This is a genomic window from Paenarthrobacter sp. 4246, assembly GCF_040546855.1.
Taxonomy (GTDB): Bacteria; Actinomycetota; Actinomycetes; order Actinomycetales; family Micrococcaceae; genus Arthrobacter.
In genome coordinates this window covers 192360-216294 of sequence record NZ_JBEPOP010000002.1, presented here as the reverse complement: position 1 = coordinate 216294, position 23935 = coordinate 192360, and the positions used below count along the sequence as shown (strand labels likewise).

The window sequence follows — 23935 nt, the reverse complement described above, 5'->3', positions numbered from 1 at the left end:
GCGGATTACGCTTCCTTGGAGATGACCTCCTTGGTGGAGGTGGTTTCGTCGGGCTTGATCTCGTTGTTGCGCTGGAAGTTCTTCATCAGCAGCCCGGTAATGGAGCGCTTGCCCTGGGACTTGTTGTAAACGTCGAACGCCACCGCGGCCAGGAGGACAAGGCCCTTGATGATCTGGGTGAGGTCGGCGCCGACACCCAGGAGCTGGAGGCCATTGTTGAGGACGGCCATGACCAGGCCACCGACGATCGAGCCGATCACGGTGCCAACGCCACCGGTGACTGCTGCGCCACCGATAAAGACGGCCGCAATGGCGTCCAGTTCCCAACCGACGCCGTCGAACGGGCCGGAGGCGGTGGAACGGCCAACGAAGATCATGCCGGCCAGGCCTGCCAGGACAGACATGTTCATCATGACCAGGAAGTTGACCTTCTTGGACTGCACGCCCGAAAGCTCTGCTGCGTGGCGATTGCCACCCACTGCGTAGACGTGACGTCCGAGGACGGTCTTGTCAGCGATGAAGCCGTAGATGAGGACCAACACCGCGAGGATCAGGCCGGGGATGGGGAAGGAGGTTCCTGGGCGACCGGTGGCGAAGAGGTACGTGGCGTAGAGGATGGCACCGCAGATGAGGACCAGCTTGGTGACCTCAACCCAGAGCTCGGGAACGTCGGCGCCAAGTGCCTTGGCGGTAGCGCGGGCACGCAGGGACATGATGACCACAAAAGCGACGGCGATCAGGCCAAGCAGGAGCGTGAGGTTGTTGAAGCCCGTGTCGGGGCCAACTTCGGGGAGGTAGCCGGAACCCAGGAACTGGAATTCCTTGGGAACGGGGATGGTGTTGGACTTACCGACGAACTGGTTGAAACCGCGGAACAGGAGCATGCCGGCCAGGGTCACGATGAAGGCGGGAATGCCCACATACGCCACCCAGAACCCTTGCCAGGCTCCGATCACCGCGCCAAGGACCAGGCCGAACAGCACACCGGCCCACCAGGGGAAACCCCAGTCCCGCATCGCCAGGGCAACGAACACGCCCACGAAGGCGGCCACGGAACCCACGGAAAGGTCGATGTGACCGGCGATGATGACCAGGACCATGCCGATGGCCAGGATCAGGATGTAGGAGTTGCCGTTGAACAGGTTGATCACGTTGCCGGGGGTCAGGGTGCGTCCCTCGGTGAAGATCTGGAAGAAGACGATAAGTGCCACCAGGGCGAAGATCATGCCGAACTGGCGGGTATTGCCACCAAAGAGCTTCTTGAGCGCGTTCATTGTTTAGGTCCTTGTGTCAGGAAGGGGTGAGGCTGGGCCATCGGTCAGGCTGTCTTGCGGGCGGAAGTCATGAGCTTCATGAGGCTTTCCTGGCTTGCTTCGTTCTTGTCCAGGACGCCGGTGATGGCGCCTTCAAAAATGGTGTAAATCCGGTCGGACAGGCCCAGGAGCTCCGGGAGCTCCGAGGAAATGACAATCACTCCCTTGCCCTGGTTGGCGAGCTTCTGGATGATGCCGTAGATCTCGTACTTGGCACCGACGTCGATCCCGCGGGTGGGTTCGTCCAGGATCAGGAGGTCCGGATCGGTGAACATCCACTTGGCCAGCACCACTTTTTGCTGGTTGCCACCGGAGAGCTTGGCTACGCCTTCCTCAACCGACGGGGTCTTGGTCCGCAAAGACTTCCGGTACTCCTCGGCAACGGAGAATTCCTTGCGGGTATCCACCACGGAGTAGTTGCTGATCTTGTTCAGCGCCGCCGAAACCGTGGTGGTCTTGATGTCATCCAGCAGGTTCAGGCCCAGGGACTTGCGGTCCTCAGTGACGTAACCCAGCCCGGCGTCGATCGCTTGCTTGACGCTGCGGAGGTTGACCTGCTTGCCGTCCTTGTAGACCTGGCCTTTGATGAAGCGGCCGTAGGAGTGACCGAACAGGGACCGCGCGAGTTCCGTGCGGCCGGCGCCCATGAGGCCTGCGAAACCGACAATTTCGCCGCGGCGTACATAGAAGTTGGAGCCCTTGCAGATCAGGCGGTCCTGAATCTGTGGGTGGCCGACCGTCCAGTCCTTGACCTCGAAGAAGACCTCGCCGATCTTGGGTTCGTGTTCCGGGAAGCGGGACTCAAGCGTCCGGCCCACCATGCCCTTGATGATGCGGTCCTCGTCCACGCCGTCGCGCTTGACGTTCAGGGTCTCGATGGACTTGCCGTCACGGATGATGGTGATCTCGTCCGCAATCTGTTCGATCTCGTTGAGCTTGTGGGAAATGATGATCGAGGTGATGCCCTTGCCCTTGAGGCCCAGGATCAGGTCCAAGAGGTGCTGGGAGTCGGATTCATTCAGTGCAGCCGTGGGCTCATCCAGGATCAGGAGCTTCACGGACTTGTTCAGTGCCTTGGCGATTTCCACCAGTTGCTGCTTGCCGACGCCGATTTCCTTGATAGGGGTATCGGGATCCTCGCGGAGCCCAACGCGGGCCAGGAGTTCGAGGGAGCGCTTGCGGGCCTCGGCCCAGTCGATCACGCCCCACTTGGTGGGTTCGTTGCCGAGGAAGATGTTCTCCATGATGGACAGTTCCGGGATCAGTGCCAGTTCCTGGTGAATGATCACGATGCCAGCCGCTTCACTGGCGCGGATGTCCTTGAACTGCTGGGTTTCGGCTTGGTACACGATGTCTCCCGTGTAGCTTCCGTACCCGTAAACGCCGGAAAGAACCTTCATGAGCGTGGACTTGCCGGCACCGTTTTCCCCGCAGATTGCGTGGATTTCGCCGGCCATCACACGCAGGCTCACGTTCGACAAGGCCTTCACGCCGGGGAATTCCTTCGTGATCGAGCGCATCTCCAAAAGGATGGGATCACCTTGCGTGTCGAGGGATGTCATCAGCCCTTACGCCTCCAATGCATGACTTCGTTGTCGGCCCCGCAATGGCGAGGCTGTCTGATGAAAAAGTAAACTGGATCACCCGTCTTGTCGTCAAGACTTGAACGCATGATCCAGCTAACGATTTCGTTACCTACCGGTAATACCTGCGTGTTGGAACACCAAAGCGGCGGCTCCCAGGGCCTCTGCGCGCGCGCCGAGGGACGACATTGCGAGGTGGGTTGTCTCGCCCACCACTGGCACTGCGTGCCGCACCAGGCCCCTGCGGATGGGGTCCAGCAAGAGGTCGCCGAGACCAGCCAGGGGGCCGCCCACCACGATCACTTCAGGGTTGATGAGGTTGGAAACGTTGCCCAAAGCGCGTCCTACCGCCAGTCCGGCGTCGTCCACCACCCGCTGTGTTGCGGAGTCGCCGGCGAGGCAGTTCCGGACGATGTCCTGGGGTGTCAGCAGCGTCTCCTGGCCGCGGCCCAGCAGCTCGATCATGGTGGTGGTGGACGCTATCGTTTCGAGGCAACCCCTGTTCCCGCAGCGGCACACGAGGCCGTGCTCATGGATGGTCGCATGGCCTATTTCACCCGTGATGCCCACGTTGCCGTAGTAGGGGAAGCCGTTGAGGATCAGGCCCGCGCCGATGCCCGAACCGATCTTGAGGAACATCAGGTTGGACACCCCGCTGTGGGGTCCCCACGTCACTTCGGATAACGCACCGAGGTTGGCGTCGTTGTCAACAAACACGGGGCAATTCAGCGCTTCCTCCAGCCGGTGGAGAATATCGATGCCTACCCACTCAGGGAGGATTGCGCCTTGTGCGACTGTTCCGGAGCGGCGGTCGATCGGGCCGGGGATGCCCGCGCCCGCGCCCACTACGGCAGTGCGGTCGATGCCGTTCTCTTGGAGCAGTTTTTCCAGCAGCAGGACAGCCGCCGCGATGCCCTCTTCCGCCTGGTGGCCCAGCGGCAATTCGATGTAATCCTCGGCAATGACGTGGTATCCCAGTGACGCAAGGACTACGCGCAGGTGGCGGCGTCCGAAGTCGATGCCGACGGCCACGGCGCCGTTGCTGTTGAGTCTGACGTTGGTTGCGCGGCGACCGGAACTGGTGGTGGGTTCGGTGGAAACGAGGCCTGCGTCCTGCATGATTTTCACGATGTTGGAAATCGTTGCGGTGGACAGCCCGGTCTGTCGCGAGAGCTCGGCTTGCGTGGAAGGACCGCTCAGCAGGCACTCAATGATGCGCTGCTGATTCAGGTGGCGCAGTGCTGACTGCGAGCCGGGTTTTCTTGGATGGCTCTTCGTTGAGCGCTGCGTAGCGGGCATGACAAGAAGATTGCCCCACAAGCAACGTTGTAGTCAAGAAGTGAACACAACAAGTCAACCCTGCCCGACATACTCCAACGCAAGATCACGACATATGTACCCCTTGCGAGGCCCGCTATGCGCTCTAATTCGGTCTTTTGGTGGGCAGAGCGGGCCCCGTAACAGCTGAGTTGCGTGCATTGCGTCCCGATTCGGAGGCATGCAGGTCCAATTGCCTCACCCGCGGCGTGAGTCCCGCGCCTACGCTGGAAGCAAGAAATCTCCCGGGCACGTGTAAGAGCTCTCGGGAACAGGAGAAACCTAGGTGGTAATGATGCTGCTCTCAGTCCTTCAGGCGAACGCTTCCGTCATGGACGTTGAGGCGAACCTGCGCACAATCGACGACGCCGCCCAGCGCGCCGCTCACGCCGGGGCCGGGCTGCTCCTCACGCCTGAGTTGTTCCCTGTGGGGTATGCCCCGCTGCGTCTGCACGCCGAACTGGACCCCGCCACACTTCCCGGGATCCGTGAACGCCTGGCCGGCATCGCCCGCCGGCACAGCATTGGCCTGGTCTACAGCCTTCCGGCGGCCAAAGAGACATCGCACGACGACGGCGCTGAGCCGGCTTCCGCCGTTGGTCGCTGGCACATCACGGCTACTTTGCTGGACGCTTCGGGCAACGAAGTCCTCAATTACGCCAAGGTCCACCTCTTCGGTCCGGAGGAACACAAGGCGTTCGTCGGCGCCCAAGAACCTCCCGCCGTCGTGGATTTCAACGGGATCCGTACGTCGATGCTGATCTGCTATGACGTTGAGTTCCCCGAAGCCGTTCGCGCTGCAGCGACGAGGGGCGCGGAGCTGTTGCTGGTGCCCACTGCGCTGTCCGCTGGATTCGAGAATGTCCCGCAGGTGCTGATCCGTGCCCGTGCGTTGGAAAGCCAGCTCAACGTGGCGTACGCCAACCACTCCGGCCACGAGGATATCTACTCGTTCCTGGGGGGCAGCGTCGTGGCCGGTCCGGACGGATCTTTACTCGCCGCAGCCGGGGAGTCCCCGGCTCTGCTGTTCGCGGAAGTCGGCACGGATACAGTGAACGCAGCCCGCGAGGAAGTCCCCTACCTGCGCGAACGCCGCCCGGAACTCTACGACCGTTGGGAGCAGGGCGGTAACCGGTAGGCCTTGCAGGCCGGCTGAGAAGCTCTCCGTTTAGCTTGTGCAGCATCAGTATTAATGATTTATTACTACTATGTCGAGAATACAGGCGCAGCAGGACGCTCAACTCACCCGGGCCGCCCTACCTCTATTGACGCTCACCCTCCTCGCCGGTGGGGAATCCTACGGCTACCAACTCATCGAACGTCTCGCAGAGCTGGGCCTGGAAGTACCGACCGGACTGATGTATCCGCTGCTCAGCAGACTCGAACGTGACGGGTTGGTCTCTGCGCGCATGGTGCCATCGACGAGCGGGCCACACAGGAAGTACTTCGCCCTGACAGAAGCAGGCCTCACAGCACGGGTGTCCATAAACGAACAGTGGCAGGTTGTAGCCTCTGCCGTTAACGCCTCCACGGAGAAGGAGCACACTCCCTATGTCTGACAAGACTCTGGAAACCAGCCCGGGCCGGCGCCGTTCGCTCGGTGAAAAACTACGAGCCGACTTCTACCTCACCCGGCTCGACTGGCACCTGGAATCAGTCCTGCCGGGTAGAGCACGCCGAGCAACGGTCAAAGAGCTCCGACAAACACTGGCTGATGACCCCCGGGATGTGACCACCAGCCTCCGAGACCTCGGCTCACCCAAAGTACTCGCTGAGCAGTACGCCAACGATTCGCATCGCAGGCCGCTATGGTCCGTCGGTGTGATCGCTGCCGGCGCGGCACTTTTGGTCTATTGGATAGTGTTCCTCTCCTTTGTGTCCGGGATGCTCGCCGCCGTTGAGTCACTAGGATCCACCCAGGCCGAAGCCACGTTCTTCACCATCAAGGTCAGCGCGTATTCCGCCGCCGGAGCCATTGGCGTTATCTGGACCAGCGACTGGGCCTGGCTCATCCTCCCCACCGCCATCGCCTCAATTGCCTTCCTGCTCGCAGCCAGATCCTGGCGAGTCCGGCTCCGCCCCTAGCCCACGGCGCTTTCGGCGGGCCGTCCCGCCACCAGCTCGTCCACGTACTGCAATGCGAACCACAGCTCAGCCCGGACCTGCGCCTGGTTGAGATCCATGTCCAGCAGTTCGCCGAGAACGCCGATCTGCCGCCGCACGCTGTTCCTGTGCAGGCCCAGCAGTTTGGCCGAGCCGTCCCAGCTGCCGTTTTCACTGAGCCAGCCGCGCAGGACGGCCAGAAGGGGGTCACGACGATCCGGTTCAAGCGAAAGCACCGGGGCAAGGAGCCGTTCGGCCAGGAGGGTCCCTGCTTCGCGCCCCAAAAGTCCGGCGACGGACCAGGTCACCTCGTCCACGCGTGCGCTCTTGCCGGTTGTCACCACACGGCTGCGCAAGGAATCCGCTCGTTTGTAGGCTGCCTGCAGGCCAAAAAGCTCAGTCGGTTCGCCAATCACCAGCCGCCAACCAAGTTTTTCCACATCGGCGAGCAACGAGTCATCCACCTTGAAACGGGTAATGGCAACGAAGCCGTAATCAGTGATCTCTACCAGCTTGGTGTCGAACAGCCTGCGCCATTGCAGAAGCTCGCGGACGGGGCCGTCGTCGGCCGCACCGTCCACCCTGACGCCCTGTACTACCCGCATCTGTGCCGAGCGGGTTGAGGAGAGACTCTGAGCCAGCAGGTCCTTGAGTCCGTTGACGTGTTTAGTGCCGCCCGACGTCATCGAATCAGGGTGCAGCAGCGCTGCCGTGGCCAACTGGCTCGGGGCCAAAGATCCACTGGTCCGCTGCCGAACCAGCAATTCCAAAAGGCCCACGGCAGACTGCACCACATTGTTCTGCGCTGGCGTCAGTGGAGTGTCCGAGCCGAGAATCAGGGCGCCGAGGTTGGCGTCCTTGGTGCTGCGCAGCGGATGCCCAAACACGAAGGCTGAGCCGGGTTCTTCAAAACCATCCATCTCAACCCGCGGACCGCTGCCGGAGAGCAACCGCTCCAGCATGGGGGCAAGCAATGAAAGCTCGACGCCGTTGCTGCCGCCGGCATTGTGCCCGCGCGCCCGAACCCGCCCGTCGGCTCCCATCAGGACAGCCCACACGGGCACCCTTTGCACAAGGGCCGCGAGGAGTTCGTGCTCGGGCCTGGGGGAGAGGACCGCCCGCATGAGTTGCCGGTTGGTCTCGGCCAGTTGACGGAAAACCCGGGCATTGTCAGACTCCAGGAGCTGGGAAAACTCCAGCCCGATCGCCGCGAACGGCACGGATTCGGGTACCTCGAACAACGTGAGGTTGTGCTTGCGGCAAGCCTCCAGCAGGGCGTCCGGGACGGCGTCGAAATAGGGCCTGATCCCAAAGCCGAGCGCCGCCACCTTGGCGCCCACGAGTCGCTGAACATAGGCGTCCACCTTGGCCGCCGAGCCGCCCTTCCCAAGGAAAGGCAGCCCGGCGGTCAGGAGGAACTCGCCCTCCGGCAGGTACGGCGTGGGGTCCTCAAGCTCACTCGGTTCAACCCACCGCAGCAACGAGGCGCCGCTGCCGCCGTCGTGAAGCATTTTCAACTCCGGCGGCAGCTGCTCCACAAACTGTTCGAGCGTGACGAAACTCAGGCGGGCGGTGGCGGGCTCAGGCGTCATTGTCCTGCCCGGCGGTGGCCGGTTCCTGGTAGTCGGGGCACTCGTAAGCGGTATTGGCGTAGGCGCGGGGAAGGCGCGGGGCAATCCGGTTGATGATCTCGTCCCCGTGGCTGCCAATTGCGGCGCCCCAATCGTCGGCGCTCGCCGCTCCGGATGCAGGGTCGCCGAACAACACCGCGGTGTCCCCAACGGCAATTCCCGAAGCGTCCGGGCCAAGGTCCACCATGAACTGGTCCATGCAGACCTTGCCGATCACCGGCACGCTGCGGCCCGCGATGTTCACCACGGAACGGCCACTGATCCCCTTGGGGATGCCGTCCGCGTAACCCAGTGGAATGAGGCCGAGGTAGCGCGGCTCATAAGTGATCGCTTGGTGTTCGTAGCTGACGCCAGTGCCGGCGGGGACCTTTTTGACCATGACCAGCGGCGCGGTCACGCTAAGCGCGGGCCGTAGCCCGAAGTCGGCCGGATTCAGGTGATCGGCCGGGGCAAGCCCGTAAATGGCAAGGCCCGCGCGGACCATGTCGAAGTGGAATTCCGGCCGGTCCAGGATGTTCGCAGAACTGGAAACATGCCGGAGCTCAGGGGTCAGTCCTGCCTGGCGAGCTTGGCCCACGGCGTCCTCGAACTCTGCTACGGCGCTGGCGTTGCCGGGGTGCGCCGGGACATCTGCCCAGGCCAGGTGGGTCCAGAGGCCTCGAACACGGAGGGTCCCGTCAAGTTCAGCTTCCCGTGCCTGCCCCACAAGTTCAGCCCAGTCCTCCTTGCGCGCACCGCCGCGGCTGAGGCCGCTGTCCAATTCCAAATGGACGACGGCGGGACGGCCCAGGCGTTTGGCGATGCCAGCCAGGACCTCGAGTTGGTTGACGCTTCCGAGGGAAACATCGATGTCATTTTCCAAGGCCTCCAAGATGGTGGCACTCGTCTGGGATGCCAGATAGAGCCATGACAGGATCGGTATCGTGATGCCTGCCTTACGGAGTTCAATAGCTTCGCTGAGCTGGGCGGTTCCGAGCCAGTCGGCTCCTGCATCGACTGCTGTGCGGGCTACCTCAACCAGTCCATGGCCATAGGCATTGCCTTTGACCACTGCCATGAAATGTGGCGCAGACGTGCGCTTTTTCAATGCTTGGATGTTGTCTGAAATAGCAGACAGGTCCACGTTGACCTGTCCCGAGAGGGCAGTCGTGGCTGCCTCTTGATAGTGTGCATTACGTCTCATGGTTGAACACTATAGGTCATTTTGCACCGCGGTGAGAGGTGGCTCACATGCGACTCTTGTGGAGGGGAAATCAAAACTACTTTGAAGGGACGTCAAGGGTGACTGTGCCTGTGAACACCAAAAACACGGCTTCGGCAAGCGTGGGCAAGCCGAGCCTCGGCGCGCAACTTCTGCGTCGCAAGCCCATTGGCCAGATGGTCGATGAAGCTGGAAGCAGCGAAGGTGGAACGCCGCTGGTCCGCAGCTTCGGCGTCTTCCAGCTGACCATGATCAGCGTCGGTGCCACGCTGGGCACCGGCATTCTGGTGATCCTCGGCGAATCCGTGCCGCTGGCCGGTCCTGCTATTTGGATCTCCTTCGTCGTCGCCGGCCTCGCTGCATTGCTCTCCGCCGTGTCCTACGCGGAAATGGCCGGGCTCGTCCCAGTGGCGGGCTCCAGCTACTCCTACTCCTACGCCACCATGGGCGAGGGCATGGCCTGGATTTGTGGCTGGTGCCTGGTGCTGGAGTACGCGGTCTCCGTAGCGGCCGTGTCTGTGGGTGCAGGCCAGTACGTCAACGAAACGTTTGCGGCTTTCGGAGTGTTCCTCCCGGATGCCATCAGCCAGCCACCCGGAGAGGGCGGCGTTGTGAATGTATCGGCCATGGTGATTGTGCTGCTTGCTATGGTGCTGTTGGTCCGGGGCGCCCGCGAAAGTGCGTGGGTGAATACGGCGATTGTCGTCATCAAGGTGGGCATCCTGCTCTTCTTCTGTGCTGTGGCTTTCACCGCCTTCAGCGCCGGCAACTTCGAGCCACTTTTGCCCATGGGTGCAGCCGGGGTGTCCGCTGCCGCCTCGAGTGTCTTCTTCTCCTACATCGGCTTCGATGCCGCCTCCACCGCTGGCGAGGAAGCCAGGAACCCCAAGCGGGACCTGCCGCGGGCCATCATGCTCTCCATGGTCATCGTCACCACCATCTACGTGTTGGTAGCCGTGGCCGCAATTGGCGCCCGGCCCTGGGGTTGGTTCGACGGCACTGAAGCTGCGTTGGTGCAGATTCTCCATGAGATCACCGGCCAACCTTGGATTGCCTTGGTGTTCTCAGCAGGTGCAGTGCTCGCGATTGCCAGCATCGTGCTGACTGTTCTTTACGGACAGACGCGTATCCTCCTCTCCATGTCCCGTGACGGCATGGTGCCCAAGGTCTTTGGCCGTGTGTCCCGCCGCACCGGCACTCCGGTGGCTGGCACGCTGATAGTTGGCATCGCCGTCGCCATCACGGCCGGCTTGGTGCCGCTTGGTGCCCTCGCGGATGCCACCAGCATCGGCACGTTGTTCGCCTTTGCACTGGTCAACGTTGCTGTGATCTACCTTCGGCGGAACCGTCCGGACCTTGAGCGGAGCTTCCGCGTCCCGCTGTACCCGATCACACCGATCCTGGGCACCCTGATGTGCGCTTTCCTGATGCTCAACCTCGGCGCCGACACCTGGATCACCTTCGGTGTGTGGATGCTGGTGGGCATCGCCGTCTACTTCGGCTATGGACGCCGGAACTCCAAGGTAGCCGAGCTCAGCGAGCAGGACTACCGTGAACTGACAACCAGGGCAGTGAGCCCGGAATCTGTGAAAGCAGCAAAATCATGACCATCGCCACAGAACTCCCTCTCATCGAGGAACCAGGAGCGCCTGACGCAGCCGCCGCTGGAGCCCCCATCACCATGTTGAATCCGGATTTCCCGTTCAGCTACGACCATTATCTTGCGCACCCCGACGGGCTCGGCTCAGTCCCCGAGGAGCTCCATGGTACGGAGGTAGCCATCATCGGCGCCGGCCTGTCCGGGTTGGTGACCGCCTATGAGCTGATGAAGCTCGGCCTCAAGCCCGTCATCTACGAGGCTGATCAAATTGGTGGGCGTCTCCGGACTGCGAGCTTCCCGTCAGCGCCCGGCGTCGTGGCAGATCTTGGCGGCATGCGCTTCCCGGTGTCCGGCAAGGCTTTCTACCACTACGTGGACCTGCTTGGGCTGGACACTCAGGACTTCCCGAACCCCATGGCGCCGGCGACTTCCTCCACCGTGATTGAGCTCGCGGGTAAGAAGCACTACGCCGCTACGGCCGATGAACTGCCGGAGTTTTTCCGCGAAGTGGCCGATGCCTGGAAGGCTGCAGTCAACGACGGTGCAGCCTTCGCGGAAATGCAGGAAGCCATCAAGGCCCGCGACACCAAGCGGATCAAGGAAATCTGGAACGCGCTGCTGCCTGAACTCGACGAGCAGACCTTCTACGGCTTCATCGCCGCCAGCAAGTCCTTCAAGGAAGCCGGCTTCGCACACCGCGAGGCATTCGGCCAGGTGGGCTTCGGTACGGGCGGTTGGGACACCGACTTCCCCAACTCAATCCTCGAAATCCTCCGTGTGGTCTACACCGACGCCGACGACCAGCACCGTTCCATTGCGGGAGGAGCGCAAAGGCTCCCCGAGGCACTCTGGAACCACGCGCCGTCGGACCTTTTGTACTGGCCGCAAGGCACCTCGCTCGCATCCCTGCACTCCGGCTCGCCCCGCGGCGCTGTGGACAACATCCGTCGGGCAGAGAACGGCGACCTCCTGGTCCGCGAGAACTGGGGACGCGAAGCCACGTACCAGGCCGTCGTGACCACGTGCCAGTCCTGGCTGCTGTCCACGCGCATCCACACCGAGGAAGCACTGTTTCCCGCTGAACTGTGGACCGCGATCGAGCGTTCGCATTACATGCAGTCGTCCAAGACGTTCGTGATGGTGGACCGGCCTTTCTGGAAGGACATCGATCCCGAGACTGGACGTGAAGTCCTGTCCATGACGCTCACCGACCGCCTCAACCGGGCCACCTACTTGCTCGACGACGGTCCGGACAAGCCTGCAGTCATGCTCCTTTCGTACACGTGGAACGACGACGCTCTGAAATGGCTGGCCCTGACTGCTGACGAGCGGGTGAAGCTCATGCTGCACTCCTTGGAACAGATCTACCCGGGCGTGGACATTGCGAGCCACATCATCGGGCAGCCGATCACCGTGTCCTGGGAAGCGGACCCCAACTTCATGGGCGCCTTCAAGGCCAACCTGCCCGGGCACTACCGCTACCAGCAGCGCCTGTTCACGCACTTCAAGCAGGACCAGTTGCCGGAGTACCAGCGCGGCATCTTCCTCGCCGGTGACGACGTGTCCTTCACCGCCGGCTGGGCTGAGGGCGCTGTGACAACGGGCCTGAACGCCGTGTGGGGAGTGGTGAACCACCTGGGTGGCACGTCCGCTTCCGGCAACCCGGGCCCCGGCGACCTCCTGGACGAGCTCGGCCCGATCAGCCTGGACTAATCGCCGAACGTTGCGAGGCCCGCACTGCATCCCCACCGCCTCCCTGACTTCGCAAGCTCAGCCAGGGAACCCGTGCGGTGTGGGCCCTATGATTGCTTGGGACGCAGAGCGGGCCTCGCATTCGCCGTTAACGTGTCCTAGCTGAGCGCTACAGCGAGTCCGAGCACTGCCAGCGAGAAGGTCGGGAAAAGCCAGTTGGAGATGAGCGCGAACGCCCTTGTGCGCATCCCAGTGCTGCGTGGGGTGTCGGCGCGTGGGTCGACGATGTCGTCGCCGGCACCGAGACCCCGGACCGTGTTAAAGATCGAAATAACCAGCATGATGGTGGCGCTGCCGACGAGCCAGGGGAGGGGATCCAGTTCCAGCCACGCATCCGCCCGATGGGTCGGGGCTGCAATTCCGGAGAGGAGCCCTGACACCACGCAGATGGCAACGAGGGCTATGAGCACCCAGATGCGGCGGACTGCTGCCGTGATATAAAGCGGCAGGAGAGCAATGACCACAAGTGGTGTTGCCAGAAAAGCTGCCTGTGCCGGCGAAACAAGCAGCACCTCGGACCGGACCCAGGGCACAACCGCCTGGTTGAAGACCAAGAAGGCCAAGAGACCCAGCAGGGCTGGGCACAGTGCCTTATTGACCCATTCGTGTTTCGGTGCGGTTGGTAGTTCCAACGCGGCGGCGTAACTACGCGCCGGACCGAACGCCTCCTCAGCCTGCTGTCCGGTATCGGCGAGGAGTTCTCGGGCGCTTGCCACGGCATCGCCAATCGCGTCCCCCTGCACCTGGCGGAGGCGAAGCTCCAGAACGAGTTCGTCAAACCACTTCTTGTCCGTCGTTGCCTGCGTCATGTGCTGGACTCCTTCGTGTGCTGACCGTCGTCGAGGTAGGTGTTGCTGAGGTGTGTGAACCGAAGCCAGTCCCCGCTGAGCCGGAGCATTTCCGTGCGCCCGTGGTCAGTCAAAGCAAAATACTTGCGGCCGGGACCGCCGTCGCCTGCACGCCACTCGGTGGTGACCAAGCCGGCCGCTTCGTAGCGGGTGAGGAGCGGGTATAGCGTGCCGCCTTTGATGGTGCCAAACCCGCGACGTTCAAGTTCACTGATGATCGCGTAGCCGTACGAAGGTCCGGCGGCAAGGGCACGAAGCGCCAGGAAGCCCAGTGTCGCCCTCAGCCAATCACTTGGCCATTCGGTGCCTTCCGGGCTCGAAGGATCAGGGTTGGATTCGTTCATGACTATATTGTCACTCTAAGTAGTTTGTCTGTAAAGCTACTTAAATGATGCGAGGCCCGCCTTGCGTCCCTAAACCCATCGCAGGGCCCACGCCGCCCGGGTTCCCTGGCTGAGCTTGCGAAGTCAGGGAGGCGGTGGGGACGCAGAGCAGGCCCCGCATTCGTTAATTCCCGTGCATCTCCCGGTGCGCAGCTGCGAGCTCCCTGTAGTGGGCTGCGTTGTGCTTCACGCCATCGAACTCCTCATCGGTGAGTTCACGGCGGACCTTCGCAGGCACGCCAGCCACCAGGGAGCGTGGGGGAATAACCGTGCCCTCCAACACCACGGCGCCGGCGGCAATGAGCGAGCCCGTGCCGATCACCGCCCCGTTGAGGATGGTGGCACTCATGCCGATCAAGCAGTCATCCTCCACAGTGCAGCCGTGGACTACTGCGCTGTGCCCCACGGAGACGCGCTCGCCTACGGTGCAGGGGAAGCCCGGGTCGGCGTGGAGGACTACGTTGTCCTGCAGGTTGGAGCCAGCGCCGACGCTGATCGCTGCCGTGTCCGCGCGGACGGAGACACCGTAAAAGGCGCTGGAGTCCTGGGCCAGGGTGGCCTTGCCGATGATGGATGCAGTGGGTGCCACGAACGCGGTTTCATGGATGGCCGGGGTGTCCCCGGCGAAAGTGTAAGAGGGAGCCATGGTGCCCAGCTTAGTTGGGTGCCGGGGTGCGGAGGACCAGGAACTGATAGTGCTGAACCCAGCTGCCCGCACCGGGCCCGGACTCTACGCCGACGCCCTCGGGCCAGGTCCGGAAATGCTCAACCAAGCCATGCTCGCCGAAGATCCTGAGCACGGTGTCATCGCTGCGGCGGCTGAAGAACCGCCGCGGCTCCTCGAGGTCCTCCGGGTTGAGGACTTCGCAATCCTCACCTGACCAGAGTCCGACGGCGATTGGCGCACCAGGCGCGGTGACCCGCACAAGTTCGCTGACGACGTCGTGAATTCCGCTGTTGGGGACATGTAGAAGCGTGCTCATGGTCCACGCAGCTGAAAAGACAGCATCCGCGAAGGGCAGGCTGCGGCCGCTGGCCACCGTTGCCTCAAGCCCGGCCGAGCGCGCCAGATGGACGCTCTCGGAAGACAAGTCCACCCCGGTGTAGTGCAATCCGGCGCGGACAAACTCCAAGCCCTCAACGCCCGTGCCGCACCCCAGCTCAAACAGGGAATGACGGTGTTCGGATTTCAGGAGCCGGACGAACCATTCTCTGCACTCGACACGGTGCGGCGTGAGCGCGCGGGTGTTCCGGACAGGAGCCTGACGGTCGTAGTAGACCGCCAAATCAGCCTCGTGCTCGGCGTGAGGAATGCCCCGCATACCCTCAGCATAGGAGCGGCGTTAGTTGAACACCACAGTCCGGGTGCCGTCCAGGAGCACGCGGTGTTCGGCATGCCACTGGACCGCCTGGGCCAGCGTACGGCCTTCGACATCGCGGCCCATCTGGACAAATTGTGCAGCCGTGCGTGCGTGGTCCACACGGATGACTTCCTGCTCGATGATCGGGCCCTCGTCGAGGTCGGCCGTCACGTAGTGTGCGGTGGCGCCGATGATTTTCACTCCGCGCGCGTGGGCCTGGTGGTAAGGCTTGGCGCCCTTGAAGGAGGGCAGGAATGAGTGGTGGATGTTGATGGCCTTGCCGTTCAACTCCGTGCACAGATCGTTGGAGAGGACCTGCATGTAGCGGGCAAGCACGGTCAGTTCCACGTCGTGTTCGGCGATGAGCTTCAAGAGCTGCGCCTCGGCCTGGGGCTTGGTTTCCGGCGTAACGGGGATGTGGTGGAACGGGATGCCGTAGAACTCCGCCAACGGCTCAAGGTCCCGGTGGTTGGACACGATGGCCGGAACCTCGATGGGCAAGGTGCCGGTGCGCTGCTGGAACAGGAGGTCGTTCAGGCAGTGCGCGTCCTTGGAGCACAGGATGATGGTGCGGACCTTTTCGCCCACAGGGTTGATCTGCCAGGTCATGCCGAAGGATTCGGCCACCGGTCGCAGGGCAGAGGCCAGTTCGTCCTGGGTGCTCGACGTCGATGCCTCCACGCGCATGAAGAAGTTGCCTGTGCTGGGGCTTCCGTACTGCTGGGAATCGGCGATATTGCAGCCTGCCTCAAGCAGGGCTCCCGCTACTGCGTGGACGATGCCGGGGCGGTCGGGGCAGGAAAGTGTTACTACGAAAGCGGTGGATTCAGTCACACGATCAAGCCTACCTGTGCTGCGTTGTTGTACTGTTAACGGGTCGCAACTGGCGTTGGGTGGACTACCACCAGGGAGCGGCAATCATGAAGACCACGGATCGTACGCCTGGGCCGAGGGTCATGTCTTACCGCTGCATGCACGTGACCAATCCCTCTGTAATCAACGGGACGCGGGAATGCTGCTGCCGGTAGCCTGACCTGTAGCACCACCCGTTGCCTAGCCAGGAGATCTCCGTGACTACCACCACCACTTCCGCGTCTGTCAGCAACCAGTCGCTTGCCGATCTCGATCCCGAGATCGCAGCAGTCCTCAACCAGGAACTCGGCCGCCAGCGCGGCACCCTGGAGATGATTGCTTCCGAGAACTTCGCCCCCCGCGCCGTCATGGAAGCCCAGGGCTCTGTCCTGACCAACAAGTACGCCGAGGGTTACCCGGGCCGCCGCTACTACGGCGGTTGCGAGTACGTCGACGTCGCCGAGCAGCTTGCGATCGATCGCGTCAAGGAACTCTTCGGTGCTGAGTTCGCCAACGTCCAGCCGCACTCCGGCGCGCAGGCAAACGCCGCAGCGCTTTCCGCCATGATCACCCCCGGAGACAAGATCCTCGGTCTGTCGCTGGCACACGGTGGCCACCTGACCCACGGCATGAAGCTCAACTTCTCCGGCAAGCTCTACAACGTAGCGGCCTACCAGGTTGAAGAAGACAACTTCCGCATCGACATGGACAAGCTCCGCGAGCAGGCCATCGCCGAGAAGCCCCAGGTCATCATTGCCGGTTGGTCGGCTTACCCCCGCCACCTCGACTTCGCTGCCTTCCGCTCCATCGCCGACGAAGTTGGCGCCCTCCTCTGGACGGACATGGCACACTTCGCCGGCCTGGTTGCAGCAGGCCTGCACCCGAGCCCGGTGCCGTACTCCGACGTCGTCACCTCCACGGTCCACAAGACCCTGGCAGGTCCCCGTTCCGGTGTGATCCTTGCCAAGCAGGAGTGGGCCAAGAAGCTCAACTCCAGCGTTTTCCCGGGCCAGCAGGGTGGGCCGCTCATGCACGTCATCGCCGCCAAGGCCGTTGCCTTCAAGATTGCCGGCAGTGAAGAGTTCAAGGAACGCCAGGAGCGCGTCCTTGAAGGTGCCAAGATCATCGCCGACCGCCTCAACCAGTCCGATGTCGCCGAAGCCGGCGTCTCGGTCCTTACCGGCGGCACCGACGTTCACCTGGTCCTGGTTGACCTCCGGAACTCGCAGCTGGACGGCCAGCAGGCCGAAGACCTCCTGCACTCCGTGGGCATCACCGTGAACCGCAACTCTGTTCCGTTCGATCCCCGCCCGCCGATGGTCACCTCCGGCCTCCGCATTGGTACGCCTGCCTTGGCTACCCGCGGATTCGGTGCCACCGAGTTCACCGAGGTTGCCGAGATCATCGCCACCGCGCTCAAGGCCGGTTCCTCGGCGGACGTCGAGGCCCTTCAGGCACGCGTCGACAAGCTGGCCGCTGACTTCCCGCTGTACCCGCAGCACGAGCAGTGGTAACCGGCCTCTCCAAGCCGTAAAGCACCATCCGGGCATTGAACCGGAGCCCACGGGATCCGCCGCCACACCTACGGCGGCGGGTCCCGTTGGCATGAGCCATTAGGTCACCCACCAGAAAGAGCAGATGGAATGACACAGTCCACCGCACAGATCCTTGACGGCAAGGCCACCGCCGCAGCCATCAAGGCAGAACTGACCACTCGCGTTTCCGTCCTCGCCGCCAAGGGAATCGTCCCCGGTCTGGGCACCATCCTGGTGGGGTCGGACCCCGGCAGCACCTGGTACGTCGGCGGCAAGCACAAGGACTGCGCCGAGGTTGGCATCCAGTCCATCCGCCGCGACCTCCCCGAGGACATCAGCCAGGAGGACCTCCTGGAGGTCGTCCGCGAGCTCAACGACAACCCGGAGTGCACCGGTTACATCGTCCAGCTGCCGCTGCCCAAGCACATCGACCAGGACGTCATCCTCGAAGCCATGGACCCTGACAAGGACGCCGATGGCCTGCACCCCATGAACCTTGGCCGCCTGGTGGCCAACGTCAACGGCGAGATGAAGTCCCCGCTTCCCTGCACGCCCAAGGGCTGTGTTGAGCTGCTCCGCCGCCACAACATTGAACTCAAGGGCAAACGCGTCCTCGTTGTGGGTCGCGGCGTCACCATCGGCCGCCCCATCGGCCTCCTGCTGACCCGCAAGGAAGTCAACGCCACGGTCATCCTCGCCCACACCGGAACGGTGGACCTGCCGGCGGAACTGAAGCAGGCCGACGTCGTGATCGCTGCTGCCGGCGTGCCGCACATGATCAGGGCTGAAGACCTCAAGCCGGGTGCAATTGTGCTCGACGTCGGTGTCAGCCGCGTGGACGACGGCAACGGCAAGGCTGTTGTCACCGGAGATGTGGACCCGGCAGCTGCCGACGTCGCCGCCTGGCTGTCCCCGAACCCGGGCGGCGTGGGTCCGATGACCCGCGCCATGCTGCTGGCGAACGTCGTGGAAAGCGCAGAGCGTCAGGCAGGCATCGCCTAGCTTCCGACGCTTCAAACGAGAGGGCTCTTGCAAAAATATCTGCAAGAGCCCTTTCACATGTCAGGGGGCACTACTAGTCTGCTGAGGGTGCACAATGAAGCAACCCGCTCCGCAACTCCCACTGAATCGTCGCAATCCAGCCTCGACATGAACCGACCAACCGTCATCAGCGCGCGGAACCTCACCAAGGCCTATGGTGAGCTCACCGCCGTGGACAACATCTCCTTCGACGTACCGGCGGGGGAGTCCTTCGGGCTGCTGGGCCCCAATGGCGCCGGCAAATCCACCACCATGAAAATGATCGGTGGCGTCTCCCAACGCACCTCGGGCACGCTCAGCATCATGGGCTTGGATCCTGAGTCGCACGGTCCGGAGGTGAGGGCGCATCTAGGTGTGGTCCCTCAGCAGGACAACCTGGACGAAGAGCTGAAGGTCCGCGAGAACCTGATCGTCTACGGGCGCTACTTCGGCCTGCCCCTGAGCTACTTGCGTCCCAAAGCCGACGAACTGCTGGAATTCGCGCAGCTGACGGACAAAGCGAACTCGAAAGTCGACGCACTCTCCGGCGGCATGAAGCGGCGGCTCACCATCGCCCGGTCCCTCATCAACGAGCCCCGCATCCTGCTCCTGGACGAGCCCACCACCGGCCTGGACCCGCAAGCGCGCCACATCCTGTGGGACCGGCTCTTCCGACTCAAGGAAAATGGCGTCACCCTCATCCTCACAACGCACTATATGGACGAGGCAGAGCAACTCTGCGATCGCCTGATCGTGGTGGACAAGGGCCGGATCATGGCGGAGGGTTCGCCTGCCAACCTGATCCGCGAGCACTCGTCGCGCGAAGTACTCGAGCTCCGGTTCGGGTCCGAGCGGAACGCGACCATCGGCGTCGAACTTCAAGGCATCGGCGAGCGGCTCGAAACGCTGCCCGACCGCGTGCTCATTTACGCGCACGACGGCGAAGCCGCGCTGGAGCAGGTCACCGCGCGCGGGCTGCGGCCGATGACCTCGCTGGTCCGCCGTTCCTCGCTGGAGGACGTGTTCCTGCGGCTGACCGGCAGGAGCCTCGTTGACTAGCGGCACTGACAAACCACTTACGACGGCGGCACCGCCGTTGCGGGCCCACTCGCCTGAGGTTTCGGCTGCCCGGGCGCGGCGATGGGGCGCCTTTTTCTACGCAGAGCAAGTACTTCGCGTCATGCGCAACTACGGCTGGTCCGTGATCCTGTACAGCGTGGGGCAACCCGTGGCGTACCTCTTTGCCATGGGCGTTGGTTTGGCCAGCCTGGTGGACGCCAACAGCGAAGCCACGTTCGGCGGTGTCAGCTACTTGGAGTTCGTGGCTCCGGCGTTGTTGGTCTCGGCTGCGGTGATGACTGCCTCCGGGGAGTTCTCCTATCCCATCATGGACGGATTCAAGTGGCGCCGTGTTTTCTACGGCCCACACGCCTCACCGTTGATTCCCGAGCAAATCGCCAGCGGACACATCATGGCCAGCACCCTGAGGTTCCTCCTTCAATCGGTGGTCTACTTCGTGGTGGTGGCACTGTTCGGTGCTTCGCCGAGTCCATGGGGCTGGGTGTCGGCGCTCGTGGCTACCGTGGCGGCGCTGTCCTTTGGCCTGCCGCTGATGGCTTATGCGGCCAGCATCAAACAGGACAAGGGACAGTTTGCGTTGGTGCAACGCTTCATTGTGATGCCGCTGTTCCTGTTCTCGGGGACGTTCTTCCCACTGGATTCCCTGCCGATCGCTGTCCGATGGATCGGATGGATTTCACCGGTGTGGCACGGGACTGAGCTAAGCCGCGTGTTCACTTACGGGATGGATCAAAGCCCTGTGCTGACCATCATCCACGTGGTGTTTCTGCTGGTGACCGCCGCCGTTGGCTGGATGGTCGTTCGCCGCCAGTTCGTGAAAAGGATGGGCTCATGAGTGTCCTGACGGGTGGTCACAGCGCCACGGATCGTGCGCGGGAGCGGAAGTTCGGCTCCCTCTATTCACGCAATGCCAAAGCCGTAGTGGGCCGCGGATTGATGGCGGCCAAGTCCAGCACATGGCTGGTCATGGTCTCCGGGTTCTTTGAGCCGGTGCTGTTCCTGCTGGCCATGGGCGTGGGCATGGGCTCCATCGTGGGCAATGTCCAGGGCCCTGGCGGCCAGGAGATCAGCTACGCGGCCTACATTGCGCCAGCGCTGCTGGCCGTTTCGGCGATGAACGGGGCGATCTACGACTCCACGTGGAACGTGTTCTTCAAGATGAACTTCGCCAAGCTCTACCAGGGGATGCTCTACACGTCCTTGGGGCCGTTGGATGTAGCCATCGGCGAGATCTTCCTTGCCCTCCTGCGCGGCTTGCTCTACGCCACGGGATTCACTGCTGTCATGGGTGTCATGGGCCTGCTTACCAGCTGGTGGGCCATCCTGGTCATTCCTGCCTCGGTGCTGATCGCCTTCGGTTTCGCGAGCTTCGGAATGGGCATCACCAGTTTCATGAAAACCTTCCAGCAGATGGACTGGATCAACTTCTTCCTGTTGCCCATGTTCCTGTTCAGTGCCACGTTCTACCCGCTCAGCGTCTACCCACAGGTCATCCAATGGTTCATCCAGGCCATGCCCCTGTGGCACGGCGTGGAGTTGCTGCGGCAGATCAGTGTGGGCTCGTTCAGCCCCGCCACTGCCATCCATGTGGGCTACTACCTGGTGATGATCGCCCTCGGCATCATGCTGACCACCGGAAGGCTGCGCCAACTGTTCCTCAAATGATGGAGTTTTTGTACAGCTAATGCCCCGAAAACGGCGTCTTGGGGGCATTAGCTGTACAAGAACCCGGGGCTTGGGGGCCGGTGTTCGCCGTCCGTGGAAGCGGACTGGGTACCTGTGCACATTTGAGAGAATAGGTCCATGCAATCTCTCGGTGACCCGCACCCGTCCACGTCCCCCGCCGGCAAAGGCATGTTCAAGGGCTTCCGCATTGGCGGCCTGGGCATGACCGTCGTCATCATCGCGTTCCTGGTGGCCGTCATTTTCGCGGCAAACCAGAACGATGTTGTGGGTTGGGTCGTCGCAGTAGTGGCCTTCGGTTGGCTGGCTCTGGCCACTTTCGTGGTGCTGAGCATCCGCAAGGCCGCGCAGCGGGCCGGCGCAAAGCTGACCGAAGCGCAAAATGCCTTCAACGCCGCAGCCGGCCGCGCGCCGTCGTCGTCCGCTGCTGACAGTGGCGGCACGCGCGTAGTAGCCGAACGGAGCAAGGCTGACGAGGTGCGCGACCTCAAACTGGACCACTCGTTCAAGATCGTCCAGGTACAGGTTCGTGTCGTCGATGAGGAGCGGGCCAAGGGCGGGGCTGCTGATCAGGACACCATCAACCGCGCACTGGAAACCATCGCCATTACGGCCACCAACGCGCGCGACATGATCAAGTCCTCCGGCGGCTCGGACGAGCCCGTCGCCGGCACCATCATCGACTAGAGTGGACCGGGTGAGTACGGCATTGAAGAAGGACTTCCTTCGCATCGCGTCAGTTAACGTCAATGGCCTGCGGGCTGCCTACAAGAACGGCATGGCGGAATGGCTGGAGCCACGCGAGGTAGACATCCTCTGCCTGCAGGAAGTCCGCGCACCTGATGACATCGTCAGGAAGCTGATCGGCGAAGGCTGGCACATTCTCCACACCGAGGCTGAGGCCAAGGGTCGCGCCGGTGTTGCCATCGCTTCCCGTGAGGAGCCCACTGCCACCCGGGTTGGTATCGGCGATGACTACTTTGACACGTCCGGGCGCTGGGTCGAAGCCGACTACACCGTCAAGAACAGTGCCGGCGAAGCCACCACGCTCACCGTTGTCAGCGCCTATGTGCACTCCGGAGAAGTGGGAACCCCCAAGCAGGACGACAAGTTCCGCTTCCTCGACGCCATGATTGTCCGCTTGCCCGAGCTCGCCAAGCACAGCGACCACGCCTTGGTGGTGGGCGACCTCAACGTCGGACACACAGAACTCGACATCAAGAACTGGAAGGGCAACGTCAAGCGTGCCGGCTTCCTCCCGGAGGAGCGCGCTTACTTTGACCGCTTCCTCGGCGAAGAAATCGGATGGAGGGATGTCCACAGGGGCCTGGCAGGAAATGTTGCCGGCCCCTACACCTGGTGGTCCCAGCGCGGTAAGGCCTTTGACACTGACACAGGCTGGCGCATCGACTACCACCTGGCCACACCGGGCCTCGCAGCAGCCGCTTTCTCGGCTGTCGTCGACCGGGCGCCTTCGTGGGACACCCGCTTCTCCGACCACGCACCGCTGGTAGTCGACTACCGGCTCTAAGCTCCCTGAGGTTTTTCTCCATGACTAGTTCCATCACGACTGAAGCCGGCGCATCAGCTGATGCTGCCACCAACCCGAAGCCTGCGACCTCCACCAAGCTGGCCTTTGGCGCCAAGCATCGTGTCCTGTCCGGCATGCAGCCCTCCGCCGACTCCCTGCACCTTGGCAACTACCTCGGTGCCTTGGTCAACTGGGTCCGGATGCAGGACGAGTACGACGCCGTGTACTTCATCCCGGATTTGCACGCGATTACCGTGCCGCAGGACCCGGCCGAGCTCGCCCGCCGTACCCGCGTCACCGCCGCCCAGTACATCGCCGGCGGCGTCGACGTGGACAAATGCACCCTGTTTGTCCAGTCCCAGGTCCCGGAGCACGCCCAGCTCGCGTGGGTCCTGAACTGCATCACGGGCATGGGTGAAGCTGCCCGCATGACGCAGTTCAAGGACAAGGCGCAGAAACAGGGTTCTGACCACGCCAGCGTTGGCTTGTTCACGTACCCGATCCTGCAGGCCGCAGATATTCTCCTGTACCAGCCGCATGGTGTGCCGGTGGGCGAGGACCAGCGGCAGCACGTGGAACTCAGCAGGGACCTCGCCAACCGCTTCAACAGCCGCTTCGGCGAGACATTCCAAGTGCCCGAGGCCTTCATTCAGAAGGAATCGGCCAAGATTTACGACCTCCAGAACCCGAACGCCAAGATGTCCAAGTCAGCGGAATCACCCGCCGGCCTGATCAACCTCCTGGACGATCCCAAGACCGTGGCCAAGCGCATCAAATCGGCCGTTACGGACACCGAGACGGAGATCCGGTACGACCGCGAGAACAAGCCGGGTGTATCAAACTTGCTGACCATCTACTCGGCCATCAGCGGCACACCGGTAGAGAAAATCGTGGCTGACTACCAAGGCAAGATGTACGGGCACCTCAAGGTTGACCTCGCGGAACTCGTCTCCGGGCACCTGGCACCTATCCGGGAGCGGGCCAACGAGCTCCTGGCCGACCCCGCGGAACTCGATCGCCTCCTGGCCCTCGGGGCAGACAAGGCACGGGAAATTGCTTCAGCGACTCTCGCGGATGTCTATACCAAGGTCGGTTTCCTGCCCTACCGCGGAGATGCCCACCGCGACCTGGGAGTTCGCTAA

At 62.7% G+C, this 23935-nt stretch carries 23 protein-coding genes and 1 riboswitch; of the genes, 13 read left to right on the top strand and 10 right to left on the bottom strand.

The features are described from left to right. Positions 1 to 5: 5 nt before the first annotated feature. From mmsB to ABIE35_RS03720, 3 genes are all read right to left on the bottom strand, one after another. The gene (gene mmsB, locus ABIE35_RS03730; RefSeq protein ID WP_354512500.1) at positions 6 to 1274 is read right to left on the bottom strand and encodes a multiple monosaccharide ABC transporter permease; all 1269 of its coding nucleotides are present in this window, start codon (positions 1272 to 1274) and stop codon (positions 6 to 8) included. 44 nt (positions 1275 to 1318) lie between these two features. After that, entirely contained in the window at positions 1319 to 2875 is a 1557-nt protein-coding gene (gene mmsA / locus ABIE35_RS03725) for a multiple monosaccharide ABC transporter ATP-binding protein (protein ID WP_354512499.1), read from the bottom strand. A gap of 129 nt (positions 2876 to 3004) precedes the next feature. Next, entirely contained in the window at positions 3005 to 4195 is a 1191-nt protein-coding gene (locus ABIE35_RS03720; protein ID WP_354512498.1) for an ROK family transcriptional regulator, read from the bottom strand. Between the two features lie 310 nt (positions 4196 to 4505). Between ABIE35_RS03720 and ABIE35_RS03715 the strand changes: the two genes are divergently transcribed. The 3 genes from ABIE35_RS03715 to ABIE35_RS03705 all read left to right on the top strand — a co-directional run bounded on the left by ABIE35_RS03715 (position 4506) and on the right by ABIE35_RS03705 (position 6298). After that, positions 4506 to 5351, top strand: coding sequence for a carbon-nitrogen hydrolase family protein (locus ABIE35_RS03715; RefSeq protein WP_354512497.1), 846 nt, complete (start codon positions 4506 to 4508; stop codon positions 5349 to 5351). Positions 5352 to 5421: 70 nt separating this feature from the next. Then, positions 5422 to 5772, top strand: a complete 351-nt coding sequence (locus ABIE35_RS03710; RefSeq protein ID WP_354512496.1) for a PadR family transcriptional regulator — start codon at positions 5422 to 5424, stop codon at positions 5770 to 5772. After that, a complete protein-coding gene (locus ABIE35_RS03705) occupies positions 5765 to 6298 on the top strand; it encodes a hypothetical protein (protein WP_354512495.1) in 534 nt (177 codons plus the stop codon). The genes ABIE35_RS03710 and ABIE35_RS03705 overlap by 8 nt, the downstream gene beginning before the upstream one ends. Here ABIE35_RS03705 and ABIE35_RS03700 read toward each other — a convergent pair. Beyond that, positions 6295 to 7908, bottom strand: coding sequence for a PucR family transcriptional regulator (locus ABIE35_RS03700; RefSeq protein WP_354512494.1), 1614 nt, complete (start codon positions 7906 to 7908; stop codon positions 6295 to 6297). The genes ABIE35_RS03705 and ABIE35_RS03700 overlap by 4 nt on opposite strands. Continuing rightward, positions 7898 to 9130 (bottom strand): alanine racemase, encoded by a 1233-nt coding sequence (gene alr / locus ABIE35_RS03695; protein WP_354512493.1) that lies wholly within the window; start codon positions 9128 to 9130, stop codon positions 7898 to 7900. Before alr ends, ABIE35_RS03700 begins: the two co-directional genes overlap by 11 nt. 110 nt (positions 9131 to 9240) lie before the next feature. Here alr and ABIE35_RS03690 point away from each other — a divergent pair, with 110 nt between their 5' ends. After that, complete coding sequence (locus ABIE35_RS03690) at positions 9241 to 10755, top strand: amino acid permease (protein ID WP_502921353.1); 1515 nt, start codon at positions 9241 to 9243, stop codon at positions 10753 to 10755. Beyond that, positions 10752 to 12461 carry a flavin monoamine oxidase family protein gene (locus tag ABIE35_RS03685; protein ID WP_354512492.1) on the top strand — a complete coding sequence of 570 codons (1710 nt, stop codon included), beginning with the start codon at positions 10752 to 10754 and terminating at the stop codon, positions 12459 to 12461. Before ABIE35_RS03690 ends, ABIE35_RS03685 begins: the two co-directional genes overlap by 4 nt. Positions 12462 to 12598: 137 nt before the next feature. On the opposite strand, the gene ABIE35_RS03680 is transcribed toward ABIE35_RS03685, so the two are convergent. The 5 genes from ABIE35_RS03680 to purU form a co-directional block, all read right to left on the bottom strand. Further along, complete coding sequence (locus ABIE35_RS03680; RefSeq protein WP_354512491.1) at positions 12599 to 13309, bottom strand: hypothetical protein; 711 nt, start codon at positions 13307 to 13309, stop codon at positions 12599 to 12601. Then, entirely contained in the window at positions 13306 to 13692 is a 387-nt protein-coding gene (locus tag ABIE35_RS03675) for a PadR family transcriptional regulator (RefSeq protein WP_354512490.1), read from the bottom strand. The genes ABIE35_RS03680 and ABIE35_RS03675 overlap by 4 nt, the downstream gene beginning before the upstream one ends. 163 nt (positions 13693 to 13855) lie before the next feature. Continuing rightward, positions 13856 to 14377, bottom strand: coding sequence for a gamma carbonic anhydrase family protein (locus tag ABIE35_RS03670; RefSeq protein ID WP_354512489.1), 522 nt, complete (start codon positions 14375 to 14377; stop codon positions 13856 to 13858). A gap of 10 nt (positions 14378 to 14387) precedes the next feature. Then, positions 14388 to 15053 carry a class I SAM-dependent methyltransferase gene (locus ABIE35_RS03665; protein ID WP_354512488.1) on the bottom strand — a complete coding sequence of 222 codons (666 nt, stop codon included), beginning with the start codon at positions 15051 to 15053 and terminating at the stop codon, positions 14388 to 14390. A 21-nt stretch (positions 15054 to 15074) separates the two neighbouring features. After that, entirely contained in the window at positions 15075 to 15926 is an 852-nt protein-coding gene (purU, locus tag ABIE35_RS03660; protein ID WP_354512487.1) for a formyltetrahydrofolate deformylase, read from the bottom strand. 35 nt (positions 15927 to 15961) lie between these two features. Further along, positions 15962 to 16047, top strand: a riboswitch (ZMP/ZTP riboswitch). Positions 16048 to 16162: 115 nt separating this feature from the next. Here purU and glyA point away from each other — a divergent pair. From glyA to trpS, 8 genes are all read left to right on the top strand, one after another. Beyond that, a complete protein-coding gene (glyA, locus tag ABIE35_RS03655) occupies positions 16163 to 17458 on the top strand; it encodes a serine hydroxymethyltransferase (RefSeq protein ID WP_354512486.1) in 1296 nt (431 codons plus the stop codon). Positions 17459 to 17587: 129 nt separating this feature from the next. After that, on the top strand, positions 17588 to 18481 hold the full coding sequence (locus ABIE35_RS03650; protein ID WP_354512485.1) for a bifunctional methylenetetrahydrofolate dehydrogenase/methenyltetrahydrofolate cyclohydrolase: 894 nt from the start codon (positions 17588 to 17590) through the stop codon (positions 18479 to 18481). 147 nt (positions 18482 to 18628) lie between these two features. Next, positions 18629 to 19558, top strand: a complete 930-nt coding sequence (locus ABIE35_RS03645) for an ABC transporter ATP-binding protein (protein WP_354513013.1) — start codon at positions 18629 to 18631, stop codon at positions 19556 to 19558. 37 nt (positions 19559 to 19595) lie between these two features. Next, positions 19596 to 20414: an ABC transporter permease gene (locus ABIE35_RS03640; RefSeq protein ID WP_502921362.1), complete on the top strand. Its 819-nt coding sequence runs from the start codon at positions 19596 to 19598 to the stop codon at positions 20412 to 20414. Further along, positions 20411 to 21244: an ABC transporter permease gene (locus ABIE35_RS03635; RefSeq protein WP_354512483.1), complete on the top strand. Its 834-nt coding sequence runs from the start codon at positions 20411 to 20413 to the stop codon at positions 21242 to 21244. The genes ABIE35_RS03640 and ABIE35_RS03635 overlap by 4 nt, the downstream gene beginning before the upstream one ends. A 138-nt stretch (positions 21245 to 21382) precedes the next feature. Further along, positions 21383 to 21949, top strand: a complete 567-nt coding sequence (locus ABIE35_RS03630) for a hypothetical protein (protein WP_231341139.1) — start codon at positions 21383 to 21385, stop codon at positions 21947 to 21949. Positions 21950 to 21959: 10 nt separating this feature from the next. Continuing rightward, positions 21960 to 22793: an exodeoxyribonuclease III gene (locus tag ABIE35_RS03625; protein ID WP_354512482.1), complete on the top strand. Its 834-nt coding sequence runs from the start codon at positions 21960 to 21962 to the stop codon at positions 22791 to 22793. A 20-nt stretch (positions 22794 to 22813) separates the two neighbouring features. Next, on the top strand, positions 22814 to 23935 hold the full coding sequence (gene trpS / locus ABIE35_RS03620; RefSeq protein WP_354512481.1) for a tryptophan--tRNA ligase: 1122 nt from the start codon (positions 22814 to 22816) through the stop codon (positions 23933 to 23935).

Bases quoted from the DNA above. Each gene is read 5' to 3' on its own strand.
- mmsB (WP_354512500.1), bottom strand. From the start codon at position 1,274: ATGAACGCGCTCAAGAAGCTCTTTGGTGGCAATACCCGCCAGTTCGGC.
- mmsA (WP_354512499.1), bottom strand. From the start codon at position 2,875: ATGACATCCCTCGACACGCAAGGTGATCCCATCCTTTTGGAGATGCGC.
- ABIE35_RS03720 (WP_354512498.1), bottom strand. From the start codon at position 4,195: ATGCCCGCTACGCAGCGCTCAACGAAGAGCCATCCAAGAAAACCCGGC.
- ABIE35_RS03715 (WP_354512497.1), top strand. From the start codon at position 4,506: ATGATGCTGCTCTCAGTCCTTCAGGCGAACGCTTCCGTCATGGACGTT.
- ABIE35_RS03710 (WP_354512496.1), top strand. From the start codon at position 5,422: ATGTCGAGAATACAGGCGCAGCAGGACGCTCAACTCACCCGGGCCGCC.
- ABIE35_RS03705 (WP_354512495.1), top strand. From the start codon at position 5,765: ATGTCTGACAAGACTCTGGAAACCAGCCCGGGCCGGCGCCGTTCGCTC.
- ABIE35_RS03700 (WP_354512494.1), bottom strand. From the start codon at position 7,908: ATGACGCCTGAGCCCGCCACCGCCCGCCTGAGTTTCGTCACGCTCGAA.
- alr (WP_354512493.1), bottom strand. From the start codon at position 9,130: ATGAGACGTAATGCACACTATCAAGAGGCAGCCACGACTGCCCTCTCG.
- ABIE35_RS03685 (WP_354512492.1), top strand. From the start codon at position 10,752: ATGACCATCGCCACAGAACTCCCTCTCATCGAGGAACCAGGAGCGCCT.
- ABIE35_RS03680 (WP_354512491.1), bottom strand. From the start codon at position 13,309: ATGACGCAGGCAACGACGGACAAGAAGTGGTTTGACGAACTCGTTCTG.
- ABIE35_RS03675 (WP_354512490.1), bottom strand. From the start codon at position 13,692: ATGAACGAATCCAACCCTGATCCTTCGAGCCCGGAAGGCACCGAATGG.
- ABIE35_RS03670 (WP_354512489.1), bottom strand. From the start codon at position 14,377: ATGGCTCCCTCTTACACTTTCGCCGGGGACACCCCGGCCATCCATGAA.
- ABIE35_RS03665 (WP_354512488.1), bottom strand. From the start codon at position 15,053: ATGCGGGGCATTCCTCACGCCGAGCACGAGGCTGATTTGGCGGTCTAC.
- ABIE35_RS03650 (WP_354512485.1), top strand. From the start codon at position 17,588: ATGACACAGTCCACCGCACAGATCCTTGACGGCAAGGCCACCGCCGCA.
- ABIE35_RS03645 (WP_354513013.1), top strand. From the start codon at position 18,629: ATGAACCGACCAACCGTCATCAGCGCGCGGAACCTCACCAAGGCCTAT.
- ABIE35_RS03635 (WP_354512483.1), top strand. From the start codon at position 20,411: ATGAGTGTCCTGACGGGTGGTCACAGCGCCACGGATCGTGCGCGGGAG.
- ABIE35_RS03630 (WP_231341139.1), top strand. From the start codon at position 21,383: ATGCAATCTCTCGGTGACCCGCACCCGTCCACGTCCCCCGCCGGCAAA.
- trpS (WP_354512481.1), top strand. From the start codon at position 22,814: ATGACTAGTTCCATCACGACTGAAGCCGGCGCATCAGCTGATGCTGCC.